This window comes from Streptomyces sp. NPDC052496 (genome assembly GCF_040679095.1).
Classification (GTDB): domain Bacteria; phylum Actinomycetota; class Actinomycetes; order Streptomycetales; family Streptomycetaceae; genus Streptomyces.
The window spans coordinates 226,177-251,720 of sequence record NZ_JBFAUH010000006.1; the positions used below are offsets into that span (position 1 = coordinate 226,177).

The 25,544-nt window shown below is 71.5% G+C and carries 23 protein-coding genes; 19 read left to right on the top strand and 4 right to left on the bottom strand.

Annotation, left to right across the window (positions count from 1 at the left end):
- Nucleotides 1-22 precede the first annotated feature (22 nt).
- The 4 genes from AB0L45_RS11200 to AB0L45_RS11215 all read left to right on the top strand — a co-directional run bounded on the left by AB0L45_RS11200 (nucleotide 23) and on the right by AB0L45_RS11215 (nucleotide 2,848).
- Nucleotides 23-433 carry a Rieske 2Fe-2S domain-containing protein gene (locus tag AB0L45_RS11200; RefSeq protein WP_365838389.1) on the top strand — a complete coding sequence of 137 codons (411 nt, stop codon included), beginning with the start codon at nucleotides 23-25 and terminating at the stop codon, nucleotides 431-433.
- A 243-nt stretch (nucleotides 434-676) separates the two neighbouring features.
- On the top strand, nucleotides 677-1,246 hold the full coding sequence (locus AB0L45_RS11205) for a hypothetical protein (RefSeq protein WP_365838391.1): 570 nt from the start codon (nucleotides 677-679) through the stop codon (nucleotides 1,244-1,246).
- On the top strand, nucleotides 1,231-2,388 hold the full coding sequence (locus AB0L45_RS11210) for an MAB_1171c family putative transporter (protein ID WP_365838393.1): 1,158 nt from the start codon (nucleotides 1,231-1,233) through the stop codon (nucleotides 2,386-2,388). The genes AB0L45_RS11205 and AB0L45_RS11210 overlap by 16 nt, the downstream gene beginning before the upstream one ends.
- A 73-nt stretch (nucleotides 2,389-2,461) precedes the next feature.
- The gene (locus tag AB0L45_RS11215) at nucleotides 2,462-2,848 is read left to right on the top strand and encodes an MTH1187 family thiamine-binding protein (protein ID WP_365838395.1); all 387 of its coding nucleotides are present in this window, start codon (nucleotides 2,462-2,464) and stop codon (nucleotides 2,846-2,848) included.
- Between the two features lie 84 nt (nucleotides 2,849-2,932).
- Here the strand turns inward: AB0L45_RS11215 and AB0L45_RS11220 are convergent, their stop codons facing one another.
- Nucleotides 2,933-3,853, bottom strand: a complete 921-nt coding sequence (locus tag AB0L45_RS11220; protein ID WP_365838397.1) for a hypothetical protein — start codon at nucleotides 3,851-3,853, stop codon at nucleotides 2,933-2,935.
- A gap of 360 nt (nucleotides 3,854-4,213) precedes the next feature.
- Here AB0L45_RS11220 and AB0L45_RS11225 point away from each other — a divergent pair, with 360 nt between their 5' ends.
- The 15 genes from AB0L45_RS11225 (at nucleotide 4,214) to AB0L45_RS11295 (ending at nucleotide 21,785) form a co-directional block, all read left to right on the top strand.
- On the top strand, nucleotides 4,214-4,864 hold the full coding sequence (locus AB0L45_RS11225; protein WP_365838399.1) for a papain-like cysteine protease family protein: 651 nt from the start codon (nucleotides 4,214-4,216) through the stop codon (nucleotides 4,862-4,864).
- Between the two features lie 4 nt (nucleotides 4,865-4,868).
- The gene (locus AB0L45_RS11230; RefSeq protein WP_365838401.1) at nucleotides 4,869-5,759 is read left to right on the top strand and encodes a hypothetical protein; all 891 of its coding nucleotides are present in this window, start codon (nucleotides 4,869-4,871) and stop codon (nucleotides 5,757-5,759) included.
- 150 nt (nucleotides 5,760-5,909) lie between these two features.
- The gene (gene uvrC / locus AB0L45_RS11235) at nucleotides 5,910-7,985 is read left to right on the top strand and encodes an excinuclease ABC subunit UvrC (RefSeq protein ID WP_365838403.1); all 2,076 of its coding nucleotides are present in this window, start codon (nucleotides 5,910-5,912) and stop codon (nucleotides 7,983-7,985) included.
- A gap of 101 nt (nucleotides 7,986-8,086) precedes the next feature.
- The gene (gene rapZ, locus AB0L45_RS11240) at nucleotides 8,087-8,977 is read left to right on the top strand and encodes an RNase adapter RapZ (protein ID WP_365838583.1); all 891 of its coding nucleotides are present in this window, start codon (nucleotides 8,087-8,089) and stop codon (nucleotides 8,975-8,977) included.
- Nucleotides 8,974-10,038 carry a uridine diphosphate-N-acetylglucosamine-binding protein YvcK gene (gene yvcK / locus AB0L45_RS11245; protein ID WP_365838405.1) on the top strand — a complete coding sequence of 355 codons (1,065 nt, stop codon included), beginning with the start codon at nucleotides 8,974-8,976 and terminating at the stop codon, nucleotides 10,036-10,038. Before rapZ ends, yvcK begins: the two co-directional genes overlap by 4 nt.
- Nucleotides 10,029-11,018: a DNA-binding protein WhiA gene (gene whiA, locus AB0L45_RS11250; RefSeq protein ID WP_003987139.1), complete on the top strand. Its 990-nt coding sequence runs from the start codon at nucleotides 10,029-10,031 to the stop codon at nucleotides 11,016-11,018. The genes yvcK and whiA overlap by 10 nt, the downstream gene beginning before the upstream one ends.
- Nucleotides 11,019-11,506: 488 nt before the next feature.
- A complete protein-coding gene (locus tag AB0L45_RS11255) occupies nucleotides 11,507-12,403 on the top strand; it encodes a GNAT family N-acetyltransferase (RefSeq protein ID WP_365838407.1) in 897 nt (298 codons plus the stop codon).
- Nucleotides 12,404-12,523: 120 nt separating this feature from the next.
- The gene (locus tag AB0L45_RS11260; protein ID WP_365838409.1) at nucleotides 12,524-15,481 is read left to right on the top strand and encodes a M14 family zinc carboxypeptidase; all 2,958 of its coding nucleotides are present in this window, start codon (nucleotides 12,524-12,526) and stop codon (nucleotides 15,479-15,481) included.
- Between the two features lie 171 nt (nucleotides 15,482-15,652).
- Nucleotides 15,653-16,657 carry a type I glyceraldehyde-3-phosphate dehydrogenase gene (gene gap, locus AB0L45_RS11265; protein WP_365838411.1) on the top strand — a complete coding sequence of 335 codons (1,005 nt, stop codon included), beginning with the start codon at nucleotides 15,653-15,655 and terminating at the stop codon, nucleotides 16,655-16,657.
- A 115-nt stretch (nucleotides 16,658-16,772) separates the two neighbouring features.
- Nucleotides 16,773-17,984: a phosphoglycerate kinase gene (locus AB0L45_RS11270; protein WP_365838413.1), complete on the top strand. Its 1,212-nt coding sequence runs from the start codon at nucleotides 16,773-16,775 to the stop codon at nucleotides 17,982-17,984.
- Between the two features lie 6 nt (nucleotides 17,985-17,990).
- Nucleotides 17,991-18,767: a triose-phosphate isomerase gene (gene tpiA / locus AB0L45_RS11275; protein ID WP_365838415.1), complete on the top strand. Its 777-nt coding sequence runs from the start codon at nucleotides 17,991-17,993 to the stop codon at nucleotides 18,765-18,767.
- 133 nt (nucleotides 18,768-18,900) lie between these two features.
- The gene (secG, locus tag AB0L45_RS11280) at nucleotides 18,901-19,137 is read left to right on the top strand and encodes a preprotein translocase subunit SecG (RefSeq protein ID WP_003986537.1); all 237 of its coding nucleotides are present in this window, start codon (nucleotides 18,901-18,903) and stop codon (nucleotides 19,135-19,137) included.
- A gap of 157 nt (nucleotides 19,138-19,294) precedes the next feature.
- Entirely contained in the window at nucleotides 19,295-19,630 is a 336-nt protein-coding gene (locus tag AB0L45_RS11285; protein WP_003986538.1) for an RNA polymerase-binding protein RbpA, read from the top strand.
- A 239-nt stretch (nucleotides 19,631-19,869) separates the two neighbouring features.
- On the top strand, nucleotides 19,870-21,522 hold the full coding sequence (gene pgi, locus AB0L45_RS11290) for a glucose-6-phosphate isomerase (protein ID WP_365838585.1): 1,653 nt from the start codon (nucleotides 19,870-19,872) through the stop codon (nucleotides 21,520-21,522).
- Complete coding sequence (locus AB0L45_RS11295) at nucleotides 21,522-21,785, top strand: hypothetical protein (protein ID WP_365838417.1); 264 nt, start codon at nucleotides 21,522-21,524, stop codon at nucleotides 21,783-21,785. The genes pgi and AB0L45_RS11295 overlap by 1 nt, the downstream gene beginning before the upstream one ends.
- Before the next feature lie 326 nt (nucleotides 21,786-22,111).
- Here AB0L45_RS11295 and pgl read toward each other — a convergent pair whose 3' ends face one another.
- From pgl to zwf, 3 genes are read right to left on the bottom strand one after another with little or no spacing between them, the layout of a single operon-like run.
- Nucleotides 22,112-22,894, bottom strand: coding sequence for a 6-phosphogluconolactonase (gene pgl, locus AB0L45_RS11300; protein WP_365838419.1), 783 nt, complete (start codon nucleotides 22,892-22,894; stop codon nucleotides 22,112-22,114).
- On the bottom strand, nucleotides 22,891-24,021 hold the full coding sequence (gene opcA, locus AB0L45_RS11305) for a glucose-6-phosphate dehydrogenase assembly protein OpcA (protein WP_365838421.1): 1,131 nt from the start codon (nucleotides 24,019-24,021) through the stop codon (nucleotides 22,891-22,893). The genes pgl and opcA overlap by 4 nt, the downstream gene beginning before the upstream one ends.
- On the bottom strand, nucleotides 24,018-25,541 hold the full coding sequence (gene zwf, locus AB0L45_RS11310) for a glucose-6-phosphate dehydrogenase (protein ID WP_365838423.1): 1,524 nt from the start codon (nucleotides 25,539-25,541) through the stop codon (nucleotides 24,018-24,020). Before zwf ends, opcA begins: the two co-directional genes overlap by 4 nt.
- Nucleotides 25,542-25,544: the final 3 nt, after the last annotated feature.

The window sequence follows — 25,544 nt, forward strand, 5'->3', positions numbered from 1 at the left end:
ACCGAGCATCTGGGAGTACGAGATGAGCCAGCCCCCCGCCCGCCGGACCGTGCTGCGAGGGGCCGCGCTCGTCGGCGCGGCGGGCTTCGGCGTCGCCGCCTGCTCCGGCGGCGACTCGAAGGGCGAGTCCGCGACGCCCGCCGAGCCCGTCACCCTGGGCGCCGCCACCGAGGTACCGGTCGGCGGCGCCACGCTCTACCGCGAGAGCCGGCTGCTCGTCTCGCAGCCCGAAAAGGGCCAGTTCAAGTGCTTCAGCGCCAAGTGCACCCACGCGGGCTGCGTACTGGACAAGATCGAGCGCAACCAGGGCAACTGCCCCTGCCACGGCAGCCGCTTCGACGTGACGACCGGCAAGGTCATCCAGGGGCCGGCCTCGAAGCCGCTGCCGGAGGTCCCGGTCAAGGCCGAGGGCGGCAAGCTGATCGCCGGCTGACGGGCGGGGCGCCTGGGTTCGTCACGCAGCGCAGTTGGCCGAAAGCGGACTGCTCGATGACGGGGTCCTGACAGGGGGCCGGGTGAAGATCTACGATCGCACGACGCGTTGCACGGATGGCGCGCGAGGGGGTGTCGTCGTGCTGGTTTCCTCGTGTCTCCGCCCGGCGGCAGCAGCATGACCGCGCGCCGTTACCGGGTCGGCTGCCCTCCTGTACCCACAAGCCATGGAGTATCACCCGCGATGCACTGGAGGCGACTGCGCCGCCGCTGCCGGCGCGTGATCGACGCGATACCCCTGCCCGAACCGTTCTCCGCGCAGGAACTGTGCGCCCGGCTCGCCGCCGACCGCAACCGTCCGCTGCGGCTGATGACCCTGCCCACCCCGACCGGGCTGGGCATGCCGACGGGTATGTGGCTGGCGACCGAGGAAGGCGACTACGTCTTCTACGACGCGCAGACCAGCCCGCTCCACCAGGAGCACATCATCCTGCACGAGATCGGCCACCTGGTCTGCGACCACCGGATGGCCGTCGAGGACCCCGGGCTCTTCCGGTACATCGACATCGAGGACCCGGCGTCCATCCGGCAGGCGCTGGGCCGCACCCGCTACTCCGACCGGCAGGAACAGGAGGCGGAGATGATCGCCAGCCTGATCCTGGAGGGCGCGGGGCGGGTGCCCGCGCCGACGCTGCTGTCCGGCACGCTCGGCGGCCTGGCGTCCGGCATGGGGCTGCGGTCCGGCGCGGGCGTGCGGTCCGGCGCCGGTCCGCGCGACGCCCGTCACCCGGGAGCGCCGTGTTCACCTGGATAGGGGATCTCGCCTGGCTGGAGAACACCGGCATCGTCGCCCTGTGGGCGGTGGTCCTCGCGAGGGCCCCGCGCGGCCTGAAGGACCCGGCGCAGCGGCCCCTGTGGTTCGCCATCGTGATGATCGCGCTGGCCATGTCGATGCACCTGGAGCCGGTCACCGCCGCACTGGCCCGCCTCGTACCGGGCGCCCACTGGGTCGACCTGAGCACGCACCTGTTCAGCATCGTCGACGCCGCCGCCGTGCTGTGGTTCATCTTCCAGGCGGCGGGGCGGCAGCGCCGTACCGTCCTGGTGTTCGGCGCCGCCCTCGCCGTCATGCTGGCGCTCGTCGCACTCGACCTCACCGGGCCGCCGCACGCGCGCAACCAGATCACCCCGTCGCCGGACATCCCCAGCGTGCCGGACGCGTACTGGTACGTCTTCTTCGCCTTCCACCTGACGGCCGACACCACCTGCGGAATCGTCTGCTGGACCCAGGGCCGCACCGGCGCGCCCCGGCTGCTGCGGTACGGGCTGCGCCTGTTCGGCACCGGCATCCTGCTGGCGTCCCTGCTGTGGGTGCTCAAACTCTGCTACCTCCAGACCCGTTCGCCGGTCTTCGGCCCGCTGTTCTCGCCGGTCACCGGCGTCGAGGCGCTGTTCATCGCGGCCGGCGTGGCACTGCCCGTACTGGCCGGGATCCAGCGGCTGTGGCGGGACCGCGCCTCCTACCGGGGGCTGGCCGTGCTGTGGCGGGAGCTGACCGCGGTCACCCCCGACGTGGTCCTGGGGCCGGGCAGCCGGCTGCGCGACGCGGTGCTGCCGCTCCAGCTGCGGCTGTACCGGCGGGTCATCGAGATCCGTGACGCGATGATCGTGCTGCGGGACTACGTGTCCCCGGCGACTCTCGACGGGGTCCGCCGGCACGTGGGGGAGCAGGCCGTGCCCGAGCACCTGGCCGATGCGCACATCACCGCCTGCTGGCTGGCCGCCGCCCTGCACGCCCGGCGCGCCGGGGAGGCGCCGCACGCGCAGACGGCCAATCTCGCGGGCCCCGGCGCGGGCGATCTCGGCGAGGAGGTCCGTCACCTGCTGCGGATCGCGGATGCCTACCGGTCTCCCGTGGTACGCGCCTACCGGGCGGCACACGTCGGCAGCGGGTGACGGTGCCGCATCGCGGCCCGTCGCCGACGGGCCGCGCTTTCGTACGCGTGTCCCGAACGAGGAGAGGAAGACCGTGCTCATTGCCTTCGCCCTGACGCCCATGGGCGTGGAGGAGAACGGCGCGGCGTACGTCGCCGACGCCATCAAGATCATCCGGGAGTCCGGGCTGCCGCACCGCTCGGACTCCATGTACACGATGATCGAGGGGGACTGGGACGAGGTCATGGACGTCGTCAAGCGCGCGACCGAGGCGGTCGCCGAACGAGTGCCGCGCGTCCAGGCCAGCATCAAGATCGACGTGTGGCCGGGGATGGACCGGCCGCTCGACGGAAAGATCGAGATGCTGGAGCGGCGCGTCGCGGAGAACGCGGCCACCGTCGGCGCGCTGGACGGCCGCCCGGCGGCCACGGACGCCGACGCGTCGGGCGTCCCGGCCACCGGGGCGGACTCCGCCTCCTAGGGGACGCGTCTCAGGGGCCACCTTCCGGGAGCCGCCCCCTGGACACCCCCTTTCGGGCCGCCTCTCAGGACGCGCCCCCGCGGATCACACCCAGTCCCACCCGATCCCCACGATCCCGGGCCGTACACCCTGCTCCACCAGGTGTACGGCCCGGTGCTGCCCGCTCAGCGTCAGCTCCTGGCGGCCCGAGCGCGGGGCGCCCGCCTTGGTCTGGGTGAAGCGGCGGCAGCGCACCGGCAGCGCGGCCTCGTCGAAGCGCACCTGGAGGACGTACTGGCCGCCGGCGAAGCGGAAGCCGCGTACGTACTCCGCGCTCTGGCCACCGGTGCCGTCCTCGAAACAGTGGCCGAAGACGTGGGTGTCGCCGGCCCGCAACCGGACGTCGAAGAGCAGTTCGGCGACCACCATCGCGTTGGCCGCGTTCCGGCGGACCCGTCCCAGGCGGCAGTTCTCCCCGGCCGTGACGGTCACCCGGGACGGATCGCAGCCCGCGTCGCCCTGGTGGATGGCGATGTAGCGGTCCACGCCGTCCCGATGGGCACGCACCACCTGGAGGGAGCGGCGCTCGCTCAGCTCCCGGCCGGCTCCGATGTGCACCCACTCGTGATGGCCGACCGTGTGCAGCCCGCCGTCCGCGGGCGCCTCCAGCTCGGCGAAGAGCGCGTGCAGGGCGTCGGAGGGGTCGAAGAGCGAGCGGTAGGAGCGGGCGGCGGGGCGCTCCGCCGTCTCGGCCCGGGGGCCGCCTTCGGGAACCAGCAGCCGGTGCAGGGAGTGCGCGGGCAGGTCGAGGACCTCCTCCAGGGCCCGTACGGCGCGCAGCGACTCGGGGCGCTGCGGGCGCCGTGCCCCCTGCTGCCAGTAACTCAGGCTGGTCACGCCGACCTTGATGCCGCGCTGCGCCAGCTTGTGCTGGACGCGGTGCAGGGCGAGGCCGCGCGCGGCGAGGGCGGCGCGCAGGGCCAGGTGGAACGGGCCGGTGCGCAGGATCTGTGCCAGTTCGGTCAAAGGGGGAGGAACCGGCTCGTTCGCCGGGTGCTCCCGGGGTGTCTGGTGCGGAGTTTTCTCGTGCGCTTCCTGATGTTCATGAGGTGTATGTGGTGCCTGCTGTGTCATGTGCTGTGTCATCGCCCAACCCTCCGGCGCGCGCGGTGAACGTTCACAACCGGACTTCACTCCGTGCGCTGGTCATGCCTGTCCATTGCAGTACGCCGGGCACGGGCCGTTCACACCCGGCACCGGACGTCCACACCCCCATGTCACCCCGCATTGAAGCGTGTTGACCTGCTCCCGACAACACCCGATGCTCCTGACCAGCATCCGGATGCGCTCCTCCATCCCCACCCCCCTCATCGGGAGAGGAACGCCATGAGCTGTGCACCACGCATACGCGGCTCGCGCCGCAGATGGCTGTCGGCCGCGGCACTGTCGGCCGCCGCACTGACCGCCGTACCCGTCACACCCGCCACCGCGGCGTCCGCCCCCACCGGCGCCGTGGCCCGGACGGCACCCGCCGCGCCCGCCCCACAGGGCATGCTCGCCGCCAACCGGCTCGACATCTCCATGCAGGCCCAGGAGAAGACCAACTGGTGCTGGGCCGCCTCCGGCAACACCATCGCCACCTTCTACGGGGGAAGGTACAGCCAGAACCAGTTCTGCAACGCCGCCTTCAACCGTTCACAGGGCAGCAGCTGCCCCAACAACCAGGCCACACTCGGCAACGTGCAGAACGCCTTCGACTGGATGGGCGTCAACCCCGGCTCGTACGTCACGGGCTACCTGCGCTACAGCACCGTCCAGAACGAGATCAACGCGGGCCGCCCCGTGGAGACCCGCATCCAGTGGTCCTCGGGCGGCGGGCACATGCACGTGATCTACGGTTTCGACACCGCGAAGAACTGGGTGTACTGGGGAGATCCGTGGGGGTCCAACAGCCGCTACAACTGGGGCGACTACAACTACTACGTCAACGGCGACTCCTTCTCCTGGACCCACTCCCTCTACCGGATCGGAGCCTGAGGCCATGACCGAGCACAGAGCTCCGGCCGCATCCGCCGGGCGCGGCACCCGGGCCCGCCGCGCCGCCATACGGGCCGCCGCCACCGGCGCGCTCACCGCCGCCTTCCTCGGCCTGGCGCCGCAGGGCGCGCTGGCCGCCACCCCCGCACCGCCGCCCGCCCCCGCCGCGTCGGCCGTCACCGCCGCCCGTACGGCGGCCACCGCGCCGGACACCCTCGCCACCCTCGCCCGCTTCTTCGCCCGGGACGGCGCGGTCGCCCGGACGAAGGCGCAGCCGCGGATCCAGGGCCGGACCGTGCCCGTCTACGTGCTCTCGGCCGACTTCGTACGCGGCAAGGCCGGGGCACCCGTCTCCGAGCTGGAGTTCCTGGCCAGCACGGCGGTCTCCGCCGACGGGCAGAAGGCCTCCGTGTGGACCGCCGAGACCGGCGGCGCCTGGAAGGTCGTCAACATCGCGACCGGCGACGACGAGACCCGCTACAGCGCGGCGGGCGACGGCGGCACGGTCTTCCAGGAACCGCAGATCAACGCCTGGTACGAACAGCGCGGCGACCGTATCCGGCCGCTGGACGCCGAGGCGCGCAAGGCGGTCGGCGCGGGCGGCACCACCGTCGCCGCGTACCAGAAGCGGGTGGCCGAGGCGTACGGCGACAAGCTGCCCGGCTCCGCGTACGACCGGCGCGGGGCCGCCGGCGGCTACGGCCCGCAGGCCGCTCCCGGGGCCCCGGAGGCGGGCCCGCACGGGCAGCCCGTCGCGGCCGGCACCACGGCCGGTGCCACGACCGGCGACAGCAGCGGCCCGGTGACCGCCGCCTCGGCCGTCGCGGGCACCGCCGCGCTGCTCGCCCTCGGGCTCTCCGGCGCCGCGGCGCTGCGCAGGCGCCACAGCCGCTGAGACCCGGCCCGGACGGACCCCACCCGTCCGGGCCGGTGCCCCGCGCCCGCGCGTACGGCAGCGCCTCCCCCCGTGCCGTACCCCCGGCGTACCCGCCCGCCACCGCCCACGGTCCGCCCGCTGTCACCGCCCCCAAGTAGGGTGGGCGGCATGGCAGACCCCAGCAGTTACCGACCCAAGCCGGGACAGATCCCCGACTCGCCCGGGGTCTACAGATTCCGTGACGAGTACCGCCGCGTCATCTACGTCGGCAAGGCCAAGAGCCTGCGCCAGCGCCTGTCCAGCTACTTCCAGGACCTGGCCAACCTCCACCCGCGGACGCGCACGATGGTCACCACCGCGGCCTCCGTCGAGTGGACCGTCGTCAACACCGAGGTCGAGGCGCTCCAGCTCGAATACACCTGGATCAAGGAGTACGACCCGCGGTTCAACGTCAAGTACCGCGACGACAAGAGCTACCCGTATCTGGCCGTCACCCTCGACGAGGAATTCCCCAGGGTCCGGGTCATGCGCGGCGCCAAGAAGAAGGGCGTGCGCTACTTCGGCCCGTACGGCCAGGCCTGGGCCATCCGCGAGACCGTCGACCTGATGCTGCGCGTCTTCCCCGTACGGACCTGCTCCGCCGGCGTCTTCAAGCGCTCCGCCCAGATCGGCCGCCCCTGCCTGCTCGGCTACATCGGCAAGTGCTCGGCGCCCTGCGTCGGCCGCGTCTCCCCCGAGGAGCACCGCGAACTGGCCGAGGAGTTCTGTGACTTCATGGCCGGCCGCACGGGCGCCTACATCCGCCGCCTGGAGCGGTCCATGCAGGAGGCGGCCGAGGAGATGGAGTACGAGCGGGCCGCCCGCCTGCGCGACGACATAGACGCACTCAAGCGGGCGATGGAGAAGAGCGCCGTCGTGCTCGCCGACGCCACCGACGCCGACCTGATCGCGCTCGCCGAGGACGAGCTGGAAGCCGCCGTCCAGATCTTCCACGTCCGCGGCGGCCGGGTGCGCGGCCAGCGCGGCTGGGTCACCGACAAGGTCGAGAACGTGGACACCGCCGCCCTCGTCGAGCACGCCCTCCAGCAGCTCTACGGCGAGGAGAGCGGCGACGCCGTACCGAAGGAAGTGCTGGTCCCGGCCCTACCCGACCCCGTCGAACCGGTCCAGCAGTGGCTCACGGAGCGCCGCGGCTCCAACGTCTCGCTGCGCATCCCGCAGCGCGGCGACAAGAAGGACCTGATGGCCACGGTCCAGCGCAACGCCCAGCAGGCCCTGGCCCTGCACAAGACCAAGCGCGCCTCCGACCTGACCACCCGCTCCCGCGCCCTGGAAGAGATCGCCCAGGCCCTCGGCCTGGACTCGGTGCCGCTGCGCATCGAGTGCTTCGACATCTCCCACCTCCAGGGCGACGACGTGGTGGCCTCGATGGTCGTCTTCGAGGACGGCCTGGCCCGCAAGAGCGAGTACCGCCGCTTCCAGATCAAGACCTTCGAGGGCCAGGACGACGTCCGGGCCATGCACGAGGTCATCGGCCGCCGCTTCCGGCGCTACCTCCAGGAGAAGCAGCAGACGGGGGAGTGGGACGAGGAGGCGCCCGCCGGGGCGGACGCGCAGACCGCCGACGGGCCCGCCACCGCGCCCGTCACCGAGGACGGCCCCGTGTCCACCGGCCCCACGGACGACGACGGCCGCCCCAAGCGCTTCGCCTACCCGCCCCAGCTCGTCGTCGTCGACGGCGGCCGGCCGCAGGTCGCCGCCGCCCAGCGGGCCCTGTCCGAACTGGGCATCGACGACGTCGCCGTCTGCGGCCTGGCCAAGCGCCTCGAAGAGGTCTGGCTGCCGGACGACGACGACCCCGTCGTCCTGCCCCGCAGCAGCGAGGGCCTCTACCTCCTCCAGCGCGTCCGTGACGAAGCCCACCGCTTCGCCATCGCCTACCAGCGCAACAAGCGCGGCAAGCGCCTCAAGGCCGGGCCACTGGACAGCGTCCCCGGCCTCGGCGAGAGTCGCCGCCAGGCCCTGCTCAAGCACTTCGGCTCGGTCAAGCGGCTGCGCGCCGCCCGGATCGAGGACATCTGCGAGGTGCCGGGCATCGGCCGCAAGACGGCCGAGACCATCGCGGCGGCGCTGGCCGGCGCGGCTCCGGCCGCCCCGGCGGTGAACACCGCCACAGGAGAGATCATTGAGGATGACGTGACCCCGCCGGCCGCGTTGTCATCAGAACGGGGGCAGGAACGATGAGCAGCAGTACCGAGCAGCACAAGCACGACATGCGGGAAGCCCAGCACACGCCGCCTTCCCGCGAGACCGAGAGAGACGGTGCACAGGTGAGTACGGGCACGATGCGCGATGCCGACACGGGGGAGAGCGCCGCCATCCCCGAGCTGGTGATCATCTCCGGGATGTCCGGGGCCGGCCGGAGCACGGCCGCCAAGTGCCTGGAGGACCTCGGCTGGTTCGTCGTCGACAACATCCCGCCCGAGCTGATCCCGCCCATGGTCGAACTGGGCGCCCGCTCGCAGGGCAACGTGGCGCGGATCGCCGTCGTCGTGGACGTCCGCGGCCGGCGCTTCTTCGACAACCTCAAGGAGTCCCTGGCCACCCTCGACGCGCAGAACGTCAAGCGCCGCATCGTCTTCCTGGAGTCCTCCGACGAGGCCCTGGTGCGCCGCTTCGAGTCCGTGCGCCGCCCGCACCCCCTCCAGGGCGACGGGCGCATCGTCGACGGCATCGCCGCCGAGCGCGACCTGCTGCGCGAGCTGCGCGGCGACGCCGACCTGGTCATCGACACCTCCAGCCTGAACGTTCACGAACTGCGCGCCAAGATGGACGCCCAGTTCGCCGGCGAAGAGGTGCCCGAGCTGCGGGCCACCGTCATGTCCTTCGGCTTCAAGTACGGCCTGCCCGTCGACGCCGACATGGTCATCGACTGCCGCTTCATCCCCAACCCGCACTGGGTGCCCGAGCTGCGCCCCTACACCGGCCTGAACGACGAGGTCTCCGGCTACGTCTTCGGCCAGCCCGGCGCCAAGGAGTTCCTGGACGGCTACGCGGAGCTGCTGCGCATCGTCGCCGAGGGCTACCGCCGCGAGGGCAAGCGCTACGTCACCATCGCGGTCGGCTGTACGGGCGGCAAGCACCGCAGCGTCGCCATGTCCGAGAAGCTCGCCCACCGCCTGGTCTCCGAAGGCGTCGAGACCGTCGTCGTCCACCGGGACATGGGGCGCGAATGACCGCCCGTCCCCTGCGGCTGCGCCGGGTCCGCAAGCTGGTCCCGGGCAGCCGCTCCGGCAGGGGCGCCACGCCCAAGGTCGTCGCGCTCGGCGGCGGCATGGGCCTGTCCGCCTCGCTGGCCGCGCTGCGCCGCATCACCGGCGACCTGACCGCCGTCGTCACCGTCGCCGACGACGGCGGCTCCAGCGGGCGGCTCCGCGACGAGCTGGGCGTGCTGCCGCCCGGTGACCTGCGCAAGGCGCTGGCCGCGCTGTGCGGGGACGACGACTGGGGCCAGACCTGGTCCCGGGTGATCCAGCACCGCTTCACCAGCGAGGGCGAGCTGCACGACCACGCCGTCGGCAACCTCCTCATCGTCGCCCTGTGGGAGCAGCTCGGCGACCACGTGCAGGCCCTGGACCTGGTCGGCAAGCTGCTCGGGGCGCACGGCCGGGTGCTGCCCATGTCCGCCGTACCCCTGGAGCTCCAGGCCCTGGTGAAGGGCCACGACGAGACCCGCCCCGACGACATCACCACCGTCCGCGGCCAGGCCACGGTCGCGCTGACCCCCGGCGAGGTGCAGTCCGTGCACGTCGTCCCGGAGGACCCGCCCGCGGTGCCCGAGGCCGTCGCCGCGGTCCGCGACGCGGACTGGGTGGTGCTCGGCCCCGGCTCCTGGTTCTCCTCCGTCATCCCGCACCTGCTCGTGCCCGAGCTGCGCGAGGCGCTGGAGGAGACCAAGGCCCGCAAGGTCCTCTCGCTGAACCTGGCACCCCAGCCGGGTGAAACCGACGGCTTTTCCCCGCAGCGTCATTTGGAGGTTTTGGCCCGACACGCCCCTAAACTCGCCTTCGACGTGGTGCTGGCCGACCGGGCCGCCGTGCCCGACATCGAGAGCCTGACCGTCGCTGCCAAGCAGCTCGTCGGCAGCGAGGTCGAGCTGGCGGCGGTCGCCGCGCCCGGCAGCCCCTGCGGCACGGCGGAGACCCACAAGGGTGCCGCCCGGCACGACCCGGAGCTGCTGGCCGCCGCGTACGACCGTATTTTTCGGATGCATGGAAGGATCGGCCCATGGCGATGACGGCAGCGGTGAAGGATGAAATCTCCCGGCTCCCCGTCACCCGGACCTGCTGCCGGAAGTCGGAGGTCTCGTCGATCCTGCGGTTCGCGGGTGGATTGCACCTGGTCAGCGGGCGCATCGTGATCGAGGCGGAGCTGGACACGGGCATCGCCGCCCGGCGGTTGCGCAAGGACATCCTGGAGATCTTCGGCCACTCCTCCGACCTGGTGGTGATGGCCCCCGGCGGCCTGCGGCGCGGCAGCCGCTACGTCGTACGGGTCGTCGCCGGCGGCGACCAGCTCGCCCGCCAGACCGGCCTGGTCGACGGCCGCGGCCGGCCCATCCGCGGCCTGCCCCCGCAGGTCGTCTCCGGGGCCACCTGCGACGCGGAGGCGGCCTGGCGCGGGGCGTTCCTCGCGCACGGCTCGCTCACCGAGCCCGGCCGCTCGTCCTCCCTGGAGGTCACCTGCCCCGGGCCCGAGGCGGCCCTCGCCCTGGTCGGCGCGGCCCGCCGGCTCGGCATCGGCGCCAAGGCCCGCGAGGTACGCGGCGTGGACCGCGTCGTCGTCCGTGACGGTGATGCGATTGGCGCGCTGTTGACGCGCCTCGGTGCGCATGAGTCCGTACTCGCCTGGGAGGAGCGGCGGATGCGCCGCGAGGTCCGCGCCACCGCCAACCGCCTCGCCAACTTCGACGACGCTAACCTGCGCCGCTCGGCGCGCGCCGCGGTGGCCGCGGGCGCACGGGTCCAGCGCGCCCTGGAGATCCTCGGCGAAGAGGTCCCCGAGCACCTCGCCGCAGCCGGCCGCCTGCGCATGGACCACAAGCAGGCGTCCCTGGAAGAACTGGGCGCCCTCGCCGACCCGCCCCTGACCAAGGACGCGGTCGCCGGCCGCATCCGCCGCCTCCTGGCGATGGCCGACAAGCGCGCCCAGGACCTGGGCATCCCCGGCACGGAGTCGAATCTGTCGGAGGAGATGGCGGACGGGATGGTCGGCTGAGGCATGCGCTTGAGCGCGCGCCACGACCGGTAGCCGCCTGCCCGCGCCCGGGTACGGGCCCGGACTTCCGGACTTCGTCCTCCAGCCCAGTCCCTTCCGCTGTACGGCGACGGTCTGCCGGTGGGGGCAGGCGTCCCCCCCCCCGCGGTGCGGCAGGCTGACGCGTACGGGAGGGGTCGGGACCGGAGCACGGAGTCTGTAAGGCCCGTGCCCCTGCCGGTAGCCGCCTGCCCGCGCCCGGGTACGGGCCCGGACTTCCGGACTTCGTCCTCCAGTCCAGTCCCTCCTGCTGTACGGCGACGGTCTGCCGGTGGGGGCAGGCGTCCCCCCCCCGCGGTGCGGCAGGCTGACGCGTACGGGAGGGGTCGGGACCGGAGGACGAAGTCCGTAGGGGCCGGGCCCGCGCCAGTACCGGGCGCACCGAGGGCAACCGGTACCCCCGGAAAACCCTGTGCGGCCCACCCCAGCCGCCCCCTAGCCTCCGGCAAATGGACGCATTGCGGATCAGACCGATGGGGGCGGACGATCTCGCTTCGGCGGAGCGCGCTTCGGCGCTGACGTTTCTCGACGCGGACCGGCTTGCCCGCAGGGCCCGCGACCCGGAGCCCGAGCTGCGGCCCGCCGCTGCCGCCCGGCGCTGGATCGACCGGATGCGCTACTACCTGGACGTCGACCCGGGCGGCTGCTGGGTCGCGGTGGACGTCGGTACGGAGGCGGGCACCGATCAGGTGGTGGGCTTCGCCGTCTCCCAGAACCGCGGCAACCTCTGGTACCTCGCCACCTATGGCGTTCTGCCCGGCCACCAGGGCCGCGGCATCGGCAAGCGCCTGCTGGACACCGTCCTCGCGCACGCCGACGGGCGTCCGGGCATCTTCTCCTCCAGCGTCCATCCCGGCGCCACCCGCCGCTACCGGCTCGCCGGCTTCTCGCTGCATCCGCAGATGCAGATGGTGGGGACCGTCGACCGGTCCGCCCTGCCCGTGGTGGACGGGCTCCGGGACGGCGGTCCGGACGACTTCGTGTGGATGGACCGGCTGGACCGTGACCTGCGGGGCGCCGGGCACGGCCCCGACCACGGCTGTCTGCTCGCCGCCCACCGGCTGGTCGTCACCCGCGACCGGTCCCGGCCGGGGTATGTGTACGTCGACGACCGGGGGCGCGCCGTGCTGCTGGCCGCCGAGCGGGCCGACACCGCGCAGCGGCTGCTGTGGGAAGCGCTGGCCGCGTCGTACGGGGACACCCTCGTCAACTGCATCACCGCCCCCAACGAATGGGCGATCGACGTCGGTCTCGCCGCCGGGCTCGCCATCAGCCAGGAGGGGTACATCGCCGTTCGCGGGATGCCTGTGCCGGCGCCGTACCTCGCGGCCGGGCACTTCCTGTAGGCCGTACGGGCACCCCCGTACGGCCACCGCTTTTGGCCAGGGGCTGTATTGACATGATCATGCAGCGTGACCAGTCTGGCGAGCGCCCATTCACGAGGTGGACGACGGCAAGGGGGGTTCATGAGACGCAAGGCGAGATCACTGCTCGCGGCGGCGGCGCTGCTGCTGGGCGGGGTGACGGCGGTGCCGGCCGCGCAGGCGCAGGCGCGGGACGGCGGGGGAGGGGACCGGGACGCCATCGGGACGTGGAGCGGCCAGGTCAGCGCGGCGCAGGTGCCGCTGCTGCTGAAGGCCGGTGTGGACGGTCACGAGCTGGGCGCGCAGGTGCCGAAGACCGGTAAGGGGCAGGTCGAGGTGCAACTGTCGGCCGCGCAGGCGGCCGGGCTGCGCAAACAAGGGGTCCAGCTGACCCGCAAAATCGTTTCCTCGGAGGCGCAGCGCAAGCTCAAGGCCCAGGGTGACCGGGTCTTCCGTCCGTACACGGGTGCCAACGGGCTGATGAAGGAGATGATCGACACCGCCCGCTCCCACCGGGAGCTCGCGAAGATCGTCAGCATCGGCAAGACCGTCAAGGGTCGCGACATCATGGCCCTGAAGCTCACCAAGAACGCCGGCACGACCGAGGACGGCGCCAAGCCCGCGGTGCTGTACCTGTCCAATCAGCACGCGCGGGAGTGGATCACTCCGGAGATGACCCGCCGGCTGATGCGGTACTACCTGGCCGGGTACGGCAAGGACCCGCGGCTGACCAGGATCCTGGACACCACCGAGCTGTGGTTCGTGCTCTCCGCCAACCCGGACGGCTACGACTACACCTTCGAGGACCCGAAGAACCGCCTGTGGCGCAAGAACCTGCGCGACAACAACGGCGACGGGAAGACCACCCCCGGCGACGGCGTCGACCTCAACCGTAACTTCACCTACAAGTGGGGTTACGACAACGAGGGTTCGTCCCCGAATCCGGCGAGCGAGACCTACCGCGGCCCGGCCGCCGCCTCCGAGCCCGAGACCAAGGCGCTGGACGCCTTCGAGAAGCGCATCGGCTTCCGGTACGCCATCAACTACCACTCCGCCGCCGAGCTGATCCTGTACGGCGTCGGCTGGCAAGTGGCCACGCCCACCCCGGACGACGTCCTCTACCGGGCCCTGGCCGGTACGCCGGAGAAGTCGGCGATCCCCGGATACCGCCCGCAGGTCTCCTCGGAGCTGTACACCACCAACGGCGAAGCCGACGGCCACGCGTCCAACGTCAACGGCATCCCCATGTTCACCCCGGAGATGTCGACCTGTCAGACGGTGTCCGACGCCGACCCGAACGACGAGTGGCACGCCGCCGACTGCCAGTCGGTCTTCAACTTCCCCGACTCCGAGAAGCTCATCCAGGCGGAGTTCGAGAAGAACATCCCCTTCGCGCTCTCCGTCGCCGAGAGCGCCCAGCGCCCTGACCAGCCCGTCTCGTCCGTGGGATTGAAGGCGCCCGACTTCACCCCGCACGCCTTCACGACCTCCTACGCCCGCGGCGAGGACCAGGAGGTGGCGGTCACCGCCCGCAAGTCCGTACGCGACAAGGAGCTGAACTACCGCGTCAACGGCGGCCGCCGGCACACCGAGGAGCTGGAGCCGTGGAAGGGCGGCGAGACCTACGGGGGCGAGGACAACCTGCACTTCGACCAGTACCGGGCGGCCGTGGAAGGCGCCGAGCCGGGGGACGAGGTCGAGGTCTGGTTCTCCGGCCGTACGCGCCACGGCAAGACCACCAAGAGTGAACCTTTCACCTACACCGTCGCCGAGCGGCCCCGCGCCGACACCCTCGTCCTCGCCGAGGAGGGCGGCACCGCCCCCGCGCGGCACACCGCCGCGTACACCAAGGCCCTCGCCGCCAACGGCCACCGCGCCGCGGTCTGGGACGTCGCCCGGCAGGGCGCCCCGGACGCGCTCGGCGTACTGAGCCACTTCGAGAACGTCGTCTGGTACACGGGGGCCGGCCGTCCGGGCGGCGCCACCCTGCTGGCCGTACGCGACTACCTCAACGAAGGCGGCAAGCTGCTCGCCGCGGGGGAGCAGGCGGGCGGCAGCACGGAGGTCGGCCGGGCCGTGACCGACGACTTCAGCCAGTACTACCTGGGCGTCGGCGGCCGGGTTCCGGTCAAGAACCCGCCCTCCTTCAAGGGCGCCGGCAAGCTGGCCGGTACGCAGGTGAAGCTGGGCGACGCGCCGGGCAACCCGCTGGACTCGGCGGGCGCGCACGCGGTGATCTCCGACGAGCTGCCGCCGGCGACGTTCCCCCAGTTCGCCAGCGCCGCGGCCGGTGAGTACCCGGGCGTACGGACGCCGTTCCAGCCGTACGAGGGCGACTGGTTCGCCGCCGCACGGCACCGCGACAGCGCGTACATGCGGCTGGCCAGGACCGTGGACCTCACCGGTGTCACCGCGGCCGACCGGCCCACCCTCCAGTTCATGCTCAGCCACGACACCGAGGCCGGCTTCGACAACGCCGTCGTCGAGGCGCACACCGCCGGCCGGGACGACTGGACGACGCTGCCCGACGCGAACGGCGGCACCGGCACCGGCGTACCCGCCGAGTGTGGCCAGGGCTACTACCTGGCCGCCCACCCCTTCCTCCAGCACTACCTGACCCGCACCGGCACCGAGTGCCGCAACACCGGCACCACCGGTGCCTGGAACCGCTTCACCGGCGCCTCGAACGGCTGGCGGCCGGTCGCCGTCGACCTGTCCGCCTACGCGGGGCAGCGCGTCGAGCTGTCGCTCTCCTACATCACCGATCCCGGCACCGGCGGCCGGGGCGTCTTCGTCGACGACACCCGGCTCACCACCGGCACCGGCGGCGAGCCGCCGGAGGGCTTCGAGACCTCGCTCGGGCCCTGGACCGTCCCCGGGCCGCCCGCCGGCAGCCCGCCCGCCACCGGCGACTGGGCCCGCTCCAAGGAGCTGTTCCGGGCCGCCGGCGCGGTGACCACGCGTGACACCGTGCTGCTGGGCTTCGGCCTGGAGCACGTACAGACCGCCACGGAACGGTCGGAACTGGCCGGGGCGGCGCTCCGGGCACTCGACGGCTGACCGCGCCCGTCCTCTCTCGGCGAACAGGGCGGCCCGTGGCCCCAGAGTGGGCCCGGACCGCCCCTGTCAATGTCACGTACGTCTCGTATTGGGGGTAGGGTCGGAGGCGGTCGGGGACATCCCATACAGCTCGCCGGTACTGCACCGGCGCACCAACGAGGAGATCGGTTCGTGACGATCCGCGTAGGCATCAACGGATTCGGCCGCATTGGTCGCAACTACTTCCGCGCGCTCCTGGAGCAGGGTGCGGACATCGAGATCGTCGGTGTCAACGACCTGACCGACAATGCCACCCTGGTTCACCTGCTGAAGTACGACACCATCCTGGGTCGCCTGAAGCAGGACGTCAGCCACACCGACGACAGCATCACGGTCGGCAACCAGACCTTCAAGACGATGGCCGAGCGCGACCCCGCCAACCTGCCCTGGGGCGAGCTGGGCGCCGACATCGTCATCGAGTCGACCGGCATCTTCACCAAGAAGGCCGACGCCGAGAAGCACATCCAGGCCGGCGCCAAGAAGGTCCTGATCTCCGCGCCCGCCAAGGACGAGGACATCACGGTCGTGATGGGCGTCAACCAGGACAAGTACGACGCGGCCAACCACCACGTCATCTCCAACGCCTCCTGCACCACCAACTGCGTGGCGCCGATGGCCAAGGTTCTCGACGAGAACTTCGGCATCGTCAAGGGCCTGATGACGACCGTCCACGCGTACACCAACGACCAGCGCATCCTGGACTTCCCGCACAAGGACCTGCGCCGCGCCCGCGCCGCCGCGGAGAACATCATCCCGACCACGACCGGTGCCGCCAAGGCCACCGCGCTGGTCCTCCCGCAGCTGGAAGGCAAGCTGGACGGCATCGCCATGCGCGTCCCGGTCCCCACCGGCTCCGTGACCGACCTGGTCATCGAGCTGGAGCGCGAGGTCACCAAGGACGAGATCAATGCCGCGTTCCAGAAGGCGGCCGAGGGCCAGCTCAAGGGCATCCTGGAGTACACCGAGGACCCGATCGTCTCCTCGGACATCGTCAACTGGCCGGCCTCCTGCACCTTCGACTCCTCCCTGACGATGGCGCAGGGCAAGAGCGTCAAGGTCATCGGCTGGTACGACAATGAGTGGGGCTACTCCAACCGCCTGGTGGACCTGACCGTCTTCGTCGGCGGCCAGCTCTGACATCCGCCTGATCCAGGCAAAGGGCACGTAGCTGTGCGGAAGGGGCTCGTAGGGCGCGCCGAAGCGCCGTACGGGCCCCGTCCCATGACCGACCTACGCAACGGAGTCACTTCGCATGAAGACGATCGACGATCTCGCCCAGGAAGGGCTGTCCGGCAAGCGGGTCTTCGTCCGCGCGGACCTCAATGTGCCGCTGGACGGCACCACCATCACCGACGACGGCCGCATCCGCGCCGTCCAGCCGACGATCGCCAAGCTGGCCCAGCTCGGCGCCAAGGTGATCGTCGCCTCCCACCTGGGCCGTCCCAAGGGCGCCCCCGACCCGGCCTTCTCGCTGCGCCCCGCCGCCGAGCGGCTCGGTGAGCTGATCGGCCGCGACGTCGCGTTCGCCACCGACACGGTCGGCGAGTCCGCCCGCTCCGTCGTCGCCGGGCTCGGCGAGGGCGAGGTCGCCGTCCTGGAGAACCTGCGCTTCAACCCGGGCGAGACCAGCAAGGACGACGCCGAGCGCGGCGCCTTCGCGGACCAGCTCGCGGAGCTGGCGGACGTGTACGTCGGCGACGGCTTCGGTGCCGTGCACCGCAAGCACGCCTCGGTCTACGACCTGCCGGCCCGCCTGCCGCACGCCGCCGGCGACCTGATCGCCGCCGAGGTCACCGTCCTGAAGAAGCTCACCGAGGACGTCAAGCGCCCCTACGTGGTCGTGCTCGGCGGCGCCAAGGTCTCCGACAAGCTCGCCGTCATCGACGAGCTGCTCGGCAAGGCCGACCGGCTGCTGATCGGCGGCGGCATGGCGTACACCTTCCTCAAGGCCAAGGGCTACGAGGTCGGCATCTCCCTCCTCCAGGAGGACCAGATCCCGGCCGTGACGGAGTACATGGAGCGCGCCGAGAAGAACGGTGTCGAGCTGGTCCTGCCGGTCGACATCCTGGCCTCGGCCGACTTCCCCGACCTGAAGACGAAGGCGCCCGCCGACTTCGTCACGGTCGACGCCGACAGCATCCCCTCCGACAAGGAGGGCCTGGACATCGGCCCGAAGACCCGCGAGCTGTTCGCGACGAAGATCGCCGACGCCGAGACCGTCTTCTGGAACGGCCCGGTCGGCGTCGCCGAGCACCCGGACTACGCCGGCGGCACCACCGCCATCGCGCAGGCCCTGCTGAACTGCGACGGCTTCACCGTCGTCGGCGGTGGCGACTCGGCCGCGGCCGTGCGCTCGCTCGGCTTCGACGAGAATGCTTTCGGCCACATCTCGACCGGTGGCGGCGCCAGCCTCGAATACCTCGAAGGCAAGACGCTCCCCGGCCTCGCCGCTCTGGAGGACTGAAGAACCGTGACTGACCGTACCCCGCTGATGGCGGGCAACTGGAAGATGAACCTCAACCACCTTGAGGCCATCGCGCACGTCCAGAAGCTCGCCTTCGCGCTCGCCGACAAGGACTACGAGGCCACCGAGGTCGCGGTCCTGCCGCCCTTCACCGACCTGCGGTCGGTGCAGACGCTGGTCGACGGCGACAAGCTCAAGATCAAGTACGGCGCCCAGGACCTCTCGGCGCACGACTCCGGCGCGTACACCGGCGAGATCTCCGGCGGCATGCTCGCCAAGCTCAAGTGCAGCTACGTGGCCGTCGGCCACAGCGAGCGCCGCCAGTACCACGGCGAGACCGAAGAGATCTGCAACGCCAAGGTCAAGGCCGCCTTCCAGCACGGCATCACCCCGATCCTGTGCGTCGGCGAGGGCCTGGACGTCCGCAAGGCCGGCAACCAGGTCGCGCACACCCTCGCCCAGGTCGACGGCGGGCTGAAGGACATCCCGGCCGAGCAGGCCGAGACGATCGTCATCGCCTACGAGCCGGTGTGGGCCATCGGCACCGGCGAGGTCGCCACGCCCGAGGACGCGCAGGAGGTCTGCGGCGCGATCCGCCGCCGCCTCGCCGAGCTGTACAGCCAGGAGCTGGCCGACAAGGTCCGCATCCAGTACGGCGGCTCGGTCAAGTCCGGCAACGTCGCCGCGATCATGGCGCAGCCGGACGTGGACGGCGCCCTGATCGGCGGTGCGGCGCTGGACGTGGACGAGTTCGTCAAGATCGTCCGGTTCCGCGACCAGTAGCAGCTATGACGACGGGCCAGGCCCGTCGTACCCTGTCGGGGCCGGGCCCGGTGCCACCAGCGCCGCCCGGCCCCGTACCATTCGATCTTCTTCGGTACGTCCCGTCCGTCAGTCCTAGAGAGTTGGTCCAGCCGTGGTCATCGGGTTCTCGGTAGCCCTCATCGTCTTCAGCCTGCTGCTGATGATGCTGGTGCTCATGCACAAGGGGAAGGGCGGCGGCCTGTCCGACATGTTCGGTGGCGGCATGCAGTCCTCGGTCGGCGGCTCCTCCGTCGCGGAACGCAACCTGGACCGCATCACCATCGTGATCGCCCTGCTCTGGTTCGCCTGCATCGTCGTACTCGGCGTCCTGATGAAGCTGGACAGCTGACGCCGCATCGGGGACGCGGCCTATCATGAAGGCGGCGTCCTCGGTGGGGGTGTAACTCCTGTCACTGGACGCGCGTTGGGCCTTACGTAGACTGGGGCGCTCGCAGCGCGACTGCTGTTCGATGCTTCGCAGCACCATTACGCAGGGAGTTACAACCGTGGCAAGTGGCAACGCGATCCGAGGAAGTCGGGTCGGGGCGGGGCCGATGGGGGAGGCGGAGCGGGGCGAGTCCGCACCGCGCATCCGCATCTCCTTCTGGTGCTCGAACGGGCACGAGACTCAGCCCAGCTTCGCCGGCGACGCGCAGATTCCTGACACCTGGGACTGCCCGCGCTGCGGCTTCCCGGCAGGCAAGGACCGGGACAACCCGCCGGACCCGCCGCGCACCGAACCGTACAAGACGCACCTCGCGTACGTCCGGGAGCGCCGCAGCGACGCCGACGGCGAGGCGATCCTCGCCGAGGCCCTCGCCAAGCTCCGCGGAGAGATCTGACGGACCAGCACACGATTCGACCGGCCCGGCCGGAGGGTGGACGCCGCCCCTCCGGCCGGGCCGCTCGCGTGTCCGGCCGGCGGCGGGGAGCCGGAAGGCGGACCGGCCACGTACGGGCAGGGGGTGCCGAACCCGTTTCCCGGGGCACCGACAGCGGGGGGACACCTCATCCCGCACCCTGATCAATTAGGTTGGGAGACGGCGGGGCCGGTACGAGAAGAAGAAGGCTGATGTCCGAGATGAACGCAGAAGGCCGCAACAGGCTCGACCAGACGCCTGAGTGGACCGCGCTGAGCAAGCACCGGGAACAGCTCGGGGAGGTGCGACTGCGCGAGCTGTTCGACCAGGACCCGGAGCGCGCCGGACGCTACACCCTCAAGGTCGGCGACCTGCACCTGGACTACTCCAAGCACCTGGTCACCGACGAGACCCTGCGCCTGCTGCGCGAGCTGGCCGCGGCCCGGGACGTGGCGGGCCTGCGCGACGCGATGTTCCGCGGCGAGAAGATCAACTTCACCGAGAACCGCGCCGTCCTGCACACCGCGCTGCGCGCCCCCGAGTCCGCCTCGGTCGAGGTCGACGGCGAGAACGTCGTACCGGCCGTGCACTCCGTCCTGCGCAAGATGCAGATTTTCGCCGACCGGGTGCGCGCGGGCGAGTGGAAGGGCCACACCGGCAAGCGCATCAAGACGGTCGTCAACATCGGTATCGGCGGCTCCGACCTGGGCCCGGCGATGGCGTACGAGGCGCTGCGCGCCTACACCCACCGCGACATGCAGTTCCGCTTCGTCTCCAACGTGGACGGCGCGGACCTGCACGAGGCCGTCCGCGACCTCGACCCCGCCGAGACGCTCTTCATCGTCGCCTCGAAGACCTTCACCACCATCGAGACGATCACCAACGCCACCTCCGCCCGCAACTGGCTGCTGACCGGCCTGCGCGCCGGCGAGGACGCGGTGGCCAAGCACTTCGTCGCGCTGTCGACCAACGCCGAGAAGGTCGCCGACTTCGGCATCGACACCGACAACATGTTCGAGTTCTGGGACTGGGTCGGCGGCCGCTACTCCTACGACTCCGCGATCGGCCTCTCGCTCATGATCGCGATCGGCCCGGAGCGGTTCCGCGAGATGCTGGCCGGCTTCCACCTCGTCGACGAGCATTTCCGCTGTGCCCCCGCCGAGGAGAACGTCCCGCTCCTGCTCGGCCTGCTCGGCGTCTGGTACGGCAACTTCTGGGACGCGCAGTCGCACGCGGTCCTGCCGTACAGCGACTACCTCTCGAAGTTCACCGCGTACCTCCAGCAGCTGGACATGGAGTCCAACGGCAAGTACGTCGACCGCGACGGCAACCCCGTCCACTGGCAGACCGGCCCCGTCGTCTGGGGCACCCCCGGCACCAACGGCCAGCACGCGTACTACCAGCTCCTCCACCAGGGCACCAAGCTCATCCCGGCCGACCTCATCGGCTTCGCCAAGCCCGTCGAGGACCTCCAGCCGGGCCTGGTCGCCCAGCACGACCTGCTGATGGCCAACCTCTTCGCCCAGGGCCAGGCACTGGCCTTCGGCAAGACCCCTGACGAGGTACGGGCCGAGGGAGCCCCCGAAGAACTGGTCCCGCACAAGACCTTCCAGGGCAACCGCCCCACCACGACGATCCTCGCCGAGGAACTCTCCCCGTCCGTCCTGGGCCAGCTCATCGCGCTCTATGAGCACAAGGTGTTCGTCCAGGGCGCGATCTGGAACATCGACTCCTTCGACCAGTGGGGCGTCGAACTCGGCAAGGTCCTGGCGAAGCGGGTCGAGCCCGCGCTCACCGAAGGCGCCGAGGTCGAGGGCCTGGACGCCTCGACGAAGTCCCTGGTCGCCACGTACCGCGCGATGCGGGGCCGCTGATGGCGGCGGACGAGGAGGTCCTGGCGAGCTTCCTGGACCTCCTCACCCCGGAGAACCGGGCATGGCTCCAGAGTCTCCCGGAGGCCGAACAGCGCGACGTGGCGACCCGTCACCTCGAAGCCGTACAGGGCGACAAGGAACCCGGCCTGGGCCGGTACGACACCCACGACACACAGGTGGAGGGCGTCGCCGTCGGCGACCTCCAGGACCCCGGCCACCTCGCCAACGCGATGGTCCGCCAGGAACAGGAACGACGGTCGTGACGGGCTGAGGCCCGGTGGCCCGTGGCCCGGGCCCTCCAGACTCCGTCCTACGGTCCCGAACCCTCCCGTACGCGTCAGCCTGACACGTACGGGGTGGGGGGACGCCTGCCCCCACCGGCCGTCCGTCGCCGTACGGCGGAAGGGGGCGGGCCGTAGGACGAAGTCTGGAGGACCGGTCCCGTACACGGGCCGAGGCGGGCGCCGCCCGGTACGGGCAGGGAGTCGGCCACGGCGTCCGGCCCGCCACCGGCCGCCGAAACCCCGGGCGATACGACAACGGCCCCGTTCCCGGAAGGGAACGGGGCCGCTCGACGTACGAACGCGCGTCAGGCCGACGCGGGCGGATACAGCCCCCGCGGCAACTGCGACGCAGCCGCCTCGTCCAGGAGCCACAGCGTGCGGCTGCGGCCGTACGCGCCCGCGGCCGGGGCCTGGACCTCCCCGGCGCCGGAGAGCGCCATCGCCGCGGCCTTCGCCTTGTCCTCGCCCGCCGCGAGCAGCCAGACCTCACGGGCCGCGCGGATCGCGGGGAGGGTCAGGGAGATGCGGGTGGGCGGGGGCTTGGGCGCGCCGTGGACGGCGACGACCGGGCGGTCCGTCTCGCGGACGGCCGGCAGCTCGGGGAAGAGCGACGCGACGTGCGTGTCCGGGCCGACGCCCAGCAGCAGGACGTCGAAGGACGGGACGGGACCGTGGTCCTCCGGGCCCGCCGCGGCGGCCAGTTCGACCGCGTACGCCTCCGCCGCGGCGTCCGCGTCGTTGCCGTACGGGCCGTTGGACGGGGCCATCACGTGCACCCGGGCCGGGTCCACCGGAACGCTGTCCAGCAGGGCCTCACGGGCCTGCGTGTAGTTGCGCTCCGGGTCGCCGTCCGGCAGGAACCGCTCGTCGCCCCACCACAGGTCCAGGCGCGACCAGTCCACCGCGTCCCGGGCGGGCGCCTCGGCGAGGGCAGCGAGCAGCCCGTTGCCGTTGCGGCCGCCCGTCAGGACGACGGAGGCGGAGCCGCGGGCGGCCTGCGCGTCCACGATCTTCGTGATCAGCCGGGCCGCCGCGGCCTTGGCCATCAGCTCCTTGTCCCGGTGGACGACGACCTGCGGCGCGCTCACTCGGAGGCCGCCTTCGCGTCCGCCTTCGAGGCCGCCTTCTTGGAAGCGGACTTCTTGGCGGGGGCCTTGGCCTTGGCGCCGGAAGCGTCGGACGTGGTCTCAGCCGTGTCCGAAGCCTCCGCCGCGTCAGCGGCATCCGCATCCGCCGGCTCGTCGGACGACGCGGCCGCCTTCGCCGCCAGCGGCGTCTGCGCCCGCTGCGGCTCGCCGAGCCGGTCGACGCCGTACTTCAGCGCGGAGGCGTACGTGTCGTCCGGGTCGAGCCGCCGCAGCTCCTCCGCCAGGAGTTCCGCGGTCTCGCGCCGCTTGAGCGCGACGTTGCGGTCGGGCTGGCCCTGCATGGAGAGCGTGGCCAGCGAGCCGTCCGCGCGGTCGAGCGCGATGGGACCGCAGTCGGTCTCCATCCGGACGGCCGTCAGGCCGGGACCGGCCGAGAGGAGCCGCCGGACGGGCACGCCCAGGCGGTCCGCGAGCCACATGCCGAGGAGTTCGACGCTGGGGTTGAACTCCTCGCCCTCGACCTCGACCTCGGCGACCTTGCAGGGCAGCTGGTCGAGCGCCGCGGCCAGCATCGAGCGCCAGGGCGTGATGCGGGTCCAGGACAGGTCCGTGTCGCCGGGCGAGTACGCGTCGGCGCGTTCGGCCAGTTCCCGGATGGGGTTCTCGGCGGTGTACATGTCGGTGACGCGCCGCTGGGCGAGCGCGCCGAGCGGGTCGCGTGCGGCGTCCACCGGCGCGTTGACCGGCCACCACACGACGACCGGCGCGTCCGGCAGCAGCAGCGGCAGGACCACGGACTGGGCGTGGTTGATGGCCTCGCCGTAGAGCCGCAGGACGACCGTCTCACCCGTACCGGCGTCCGCGCCGACGCGGACCTCGGCGTCCAGGCGGGCCTTGGCGCGGTCGCGGGGCGACCGGCTGACGCGCTTGATGACGACGAGGGTGCGCGAGGGGTGCTCGCGGGACGCTTCGTTGGCGGCCTTCAGGGCGTCGTAGGCGTTCTCCTCGTCGGTGACGATGACGAGGGTGAGCACCATGCCGATGGCGGGGGTGCCGATGGTACGACGGCCCTGGACCAGCGCCTTGTTGACCTTGCTGGCCGTGGTTTCCGTCAGATCGATCTTCATGGCCGACGCCAGCTCCGTCCGTCTCGTGCGAGCATTTCGTCCGCCTCGTCCGGTCCCCAGGTCCCGGCCGGGTACTGGGCGGGCTTGCCGTGCCGGTCCCAGTACTCCTCGATCGGGTCGAGAATCCGCCAGGACTGCTCGACCTCCTCGACGCGCGGGAAGAGGTTGGCGTCGCCGAGCAGGACGTCCAGGATCAGGCGCTCGTACGCCTCCGGGCTGGACTCGGTGAAGGATTCGCCGTACGCGAAGTCCATCGAGACGTCCCGTACCTCCATGGAGGTGCCGGGCACCTTCGAGCCGAAGCGCATGGTGACGCCCTCGTCCGGCTGGACGCGGATGACCAGGGCGTTCTGGCCCAGCTCTTCGGTGGCGGTGTGGTCGAAGGGGGAGTGCGGCGCGCGCTGGAAGACGACCGCGATCTCCGTGACGCGGCGGCCCAGGCGCTTGCCGGTGCGCAGGTAGAAGGGGACGCCCGCCCAGCGGCGGTTGTCGACCTCCAGCTTGATCGCGGCATAGGTGTCGGTACGGGAGTTCGGGTCGATGCCGTCCTCCTCCAGGTAGCCGACGACCTTCTCGCCGCCCTGCCAGCCGGCCGCGTACTGGGCGCGCACGGTCTCCTTGCCCAGGTCGGCGGGGAGCCGTACGGCACCGAGCACCTTGGTCTTCTCGGCGACCAGCGCGTCCGCGTCGAAGGAGGCGGGCTCCTCCATGGCGGTCAGCGCGAGCAGCTGGAGGAGGTGGTTCTGGATGACGTCACGGGCGGCGCCGATGCCGTCGTAGTAGCCGGCGCGGCCGCCGATGCCGATGTCCTCGGCCATGGTGATCTGTACGTGGTCGACGTAGGACCGGTTCCAGAGCGGCTCGAACAGCGTGTTGGCGAAGCGGAGCGCCAGGATGTTCTGGACGGTCTCCTTGCCCAGGTAGTGGTCGATGCGGAAGACCGACTCGGGCGGGAAGACCTCGTGGACGATCCGGTTCAGCTCCTGGGCGCTGGCCAGGTCGTGTCCGAAGGGCTTCTCGATGACGGCGCGGCGCCAGCAGTCGCCCTGCTGGTCGGCCAGGCCGTGCTTCTTGAGCTGCTGGACGACGGTGGGGAAGAACTTCGGCGGCACCGACAGGTAGAAGGCGAAGTTGCCGCCCGTGCCCTGGGCCTTGTCGAGTTCCTCGATGGTGTCCTTGAGGGTCTCGAAGGCCTCGTCGTCGTCGAAGTTGCCCTGGACGAACCGGCAGCCCTGCACGAGCTGCTGCCAGACCTCCTCGCGGAACGGCGTACGGGAGTGCTGCTTGACGGCCTCGTACACCTCCTGCGCGAAGTCCTGGTGCTCCCACTCGCGGCGGGCGAAGCCGATGAGGGAGAAGCCCGGCGGCAGCAGCCCGCGGTTGGCCAGGTCGTAGACGGCAGGCATCAGCTTTTTACGGGACAAATCGCCCGTGACGCCGAAGATGACGAGGCCCGACGGCCCCGCGATACGCGGGAGCCGTCGGTCCGCGGCGTCACGCAGCGGATTGCTGCTGGACAAAGT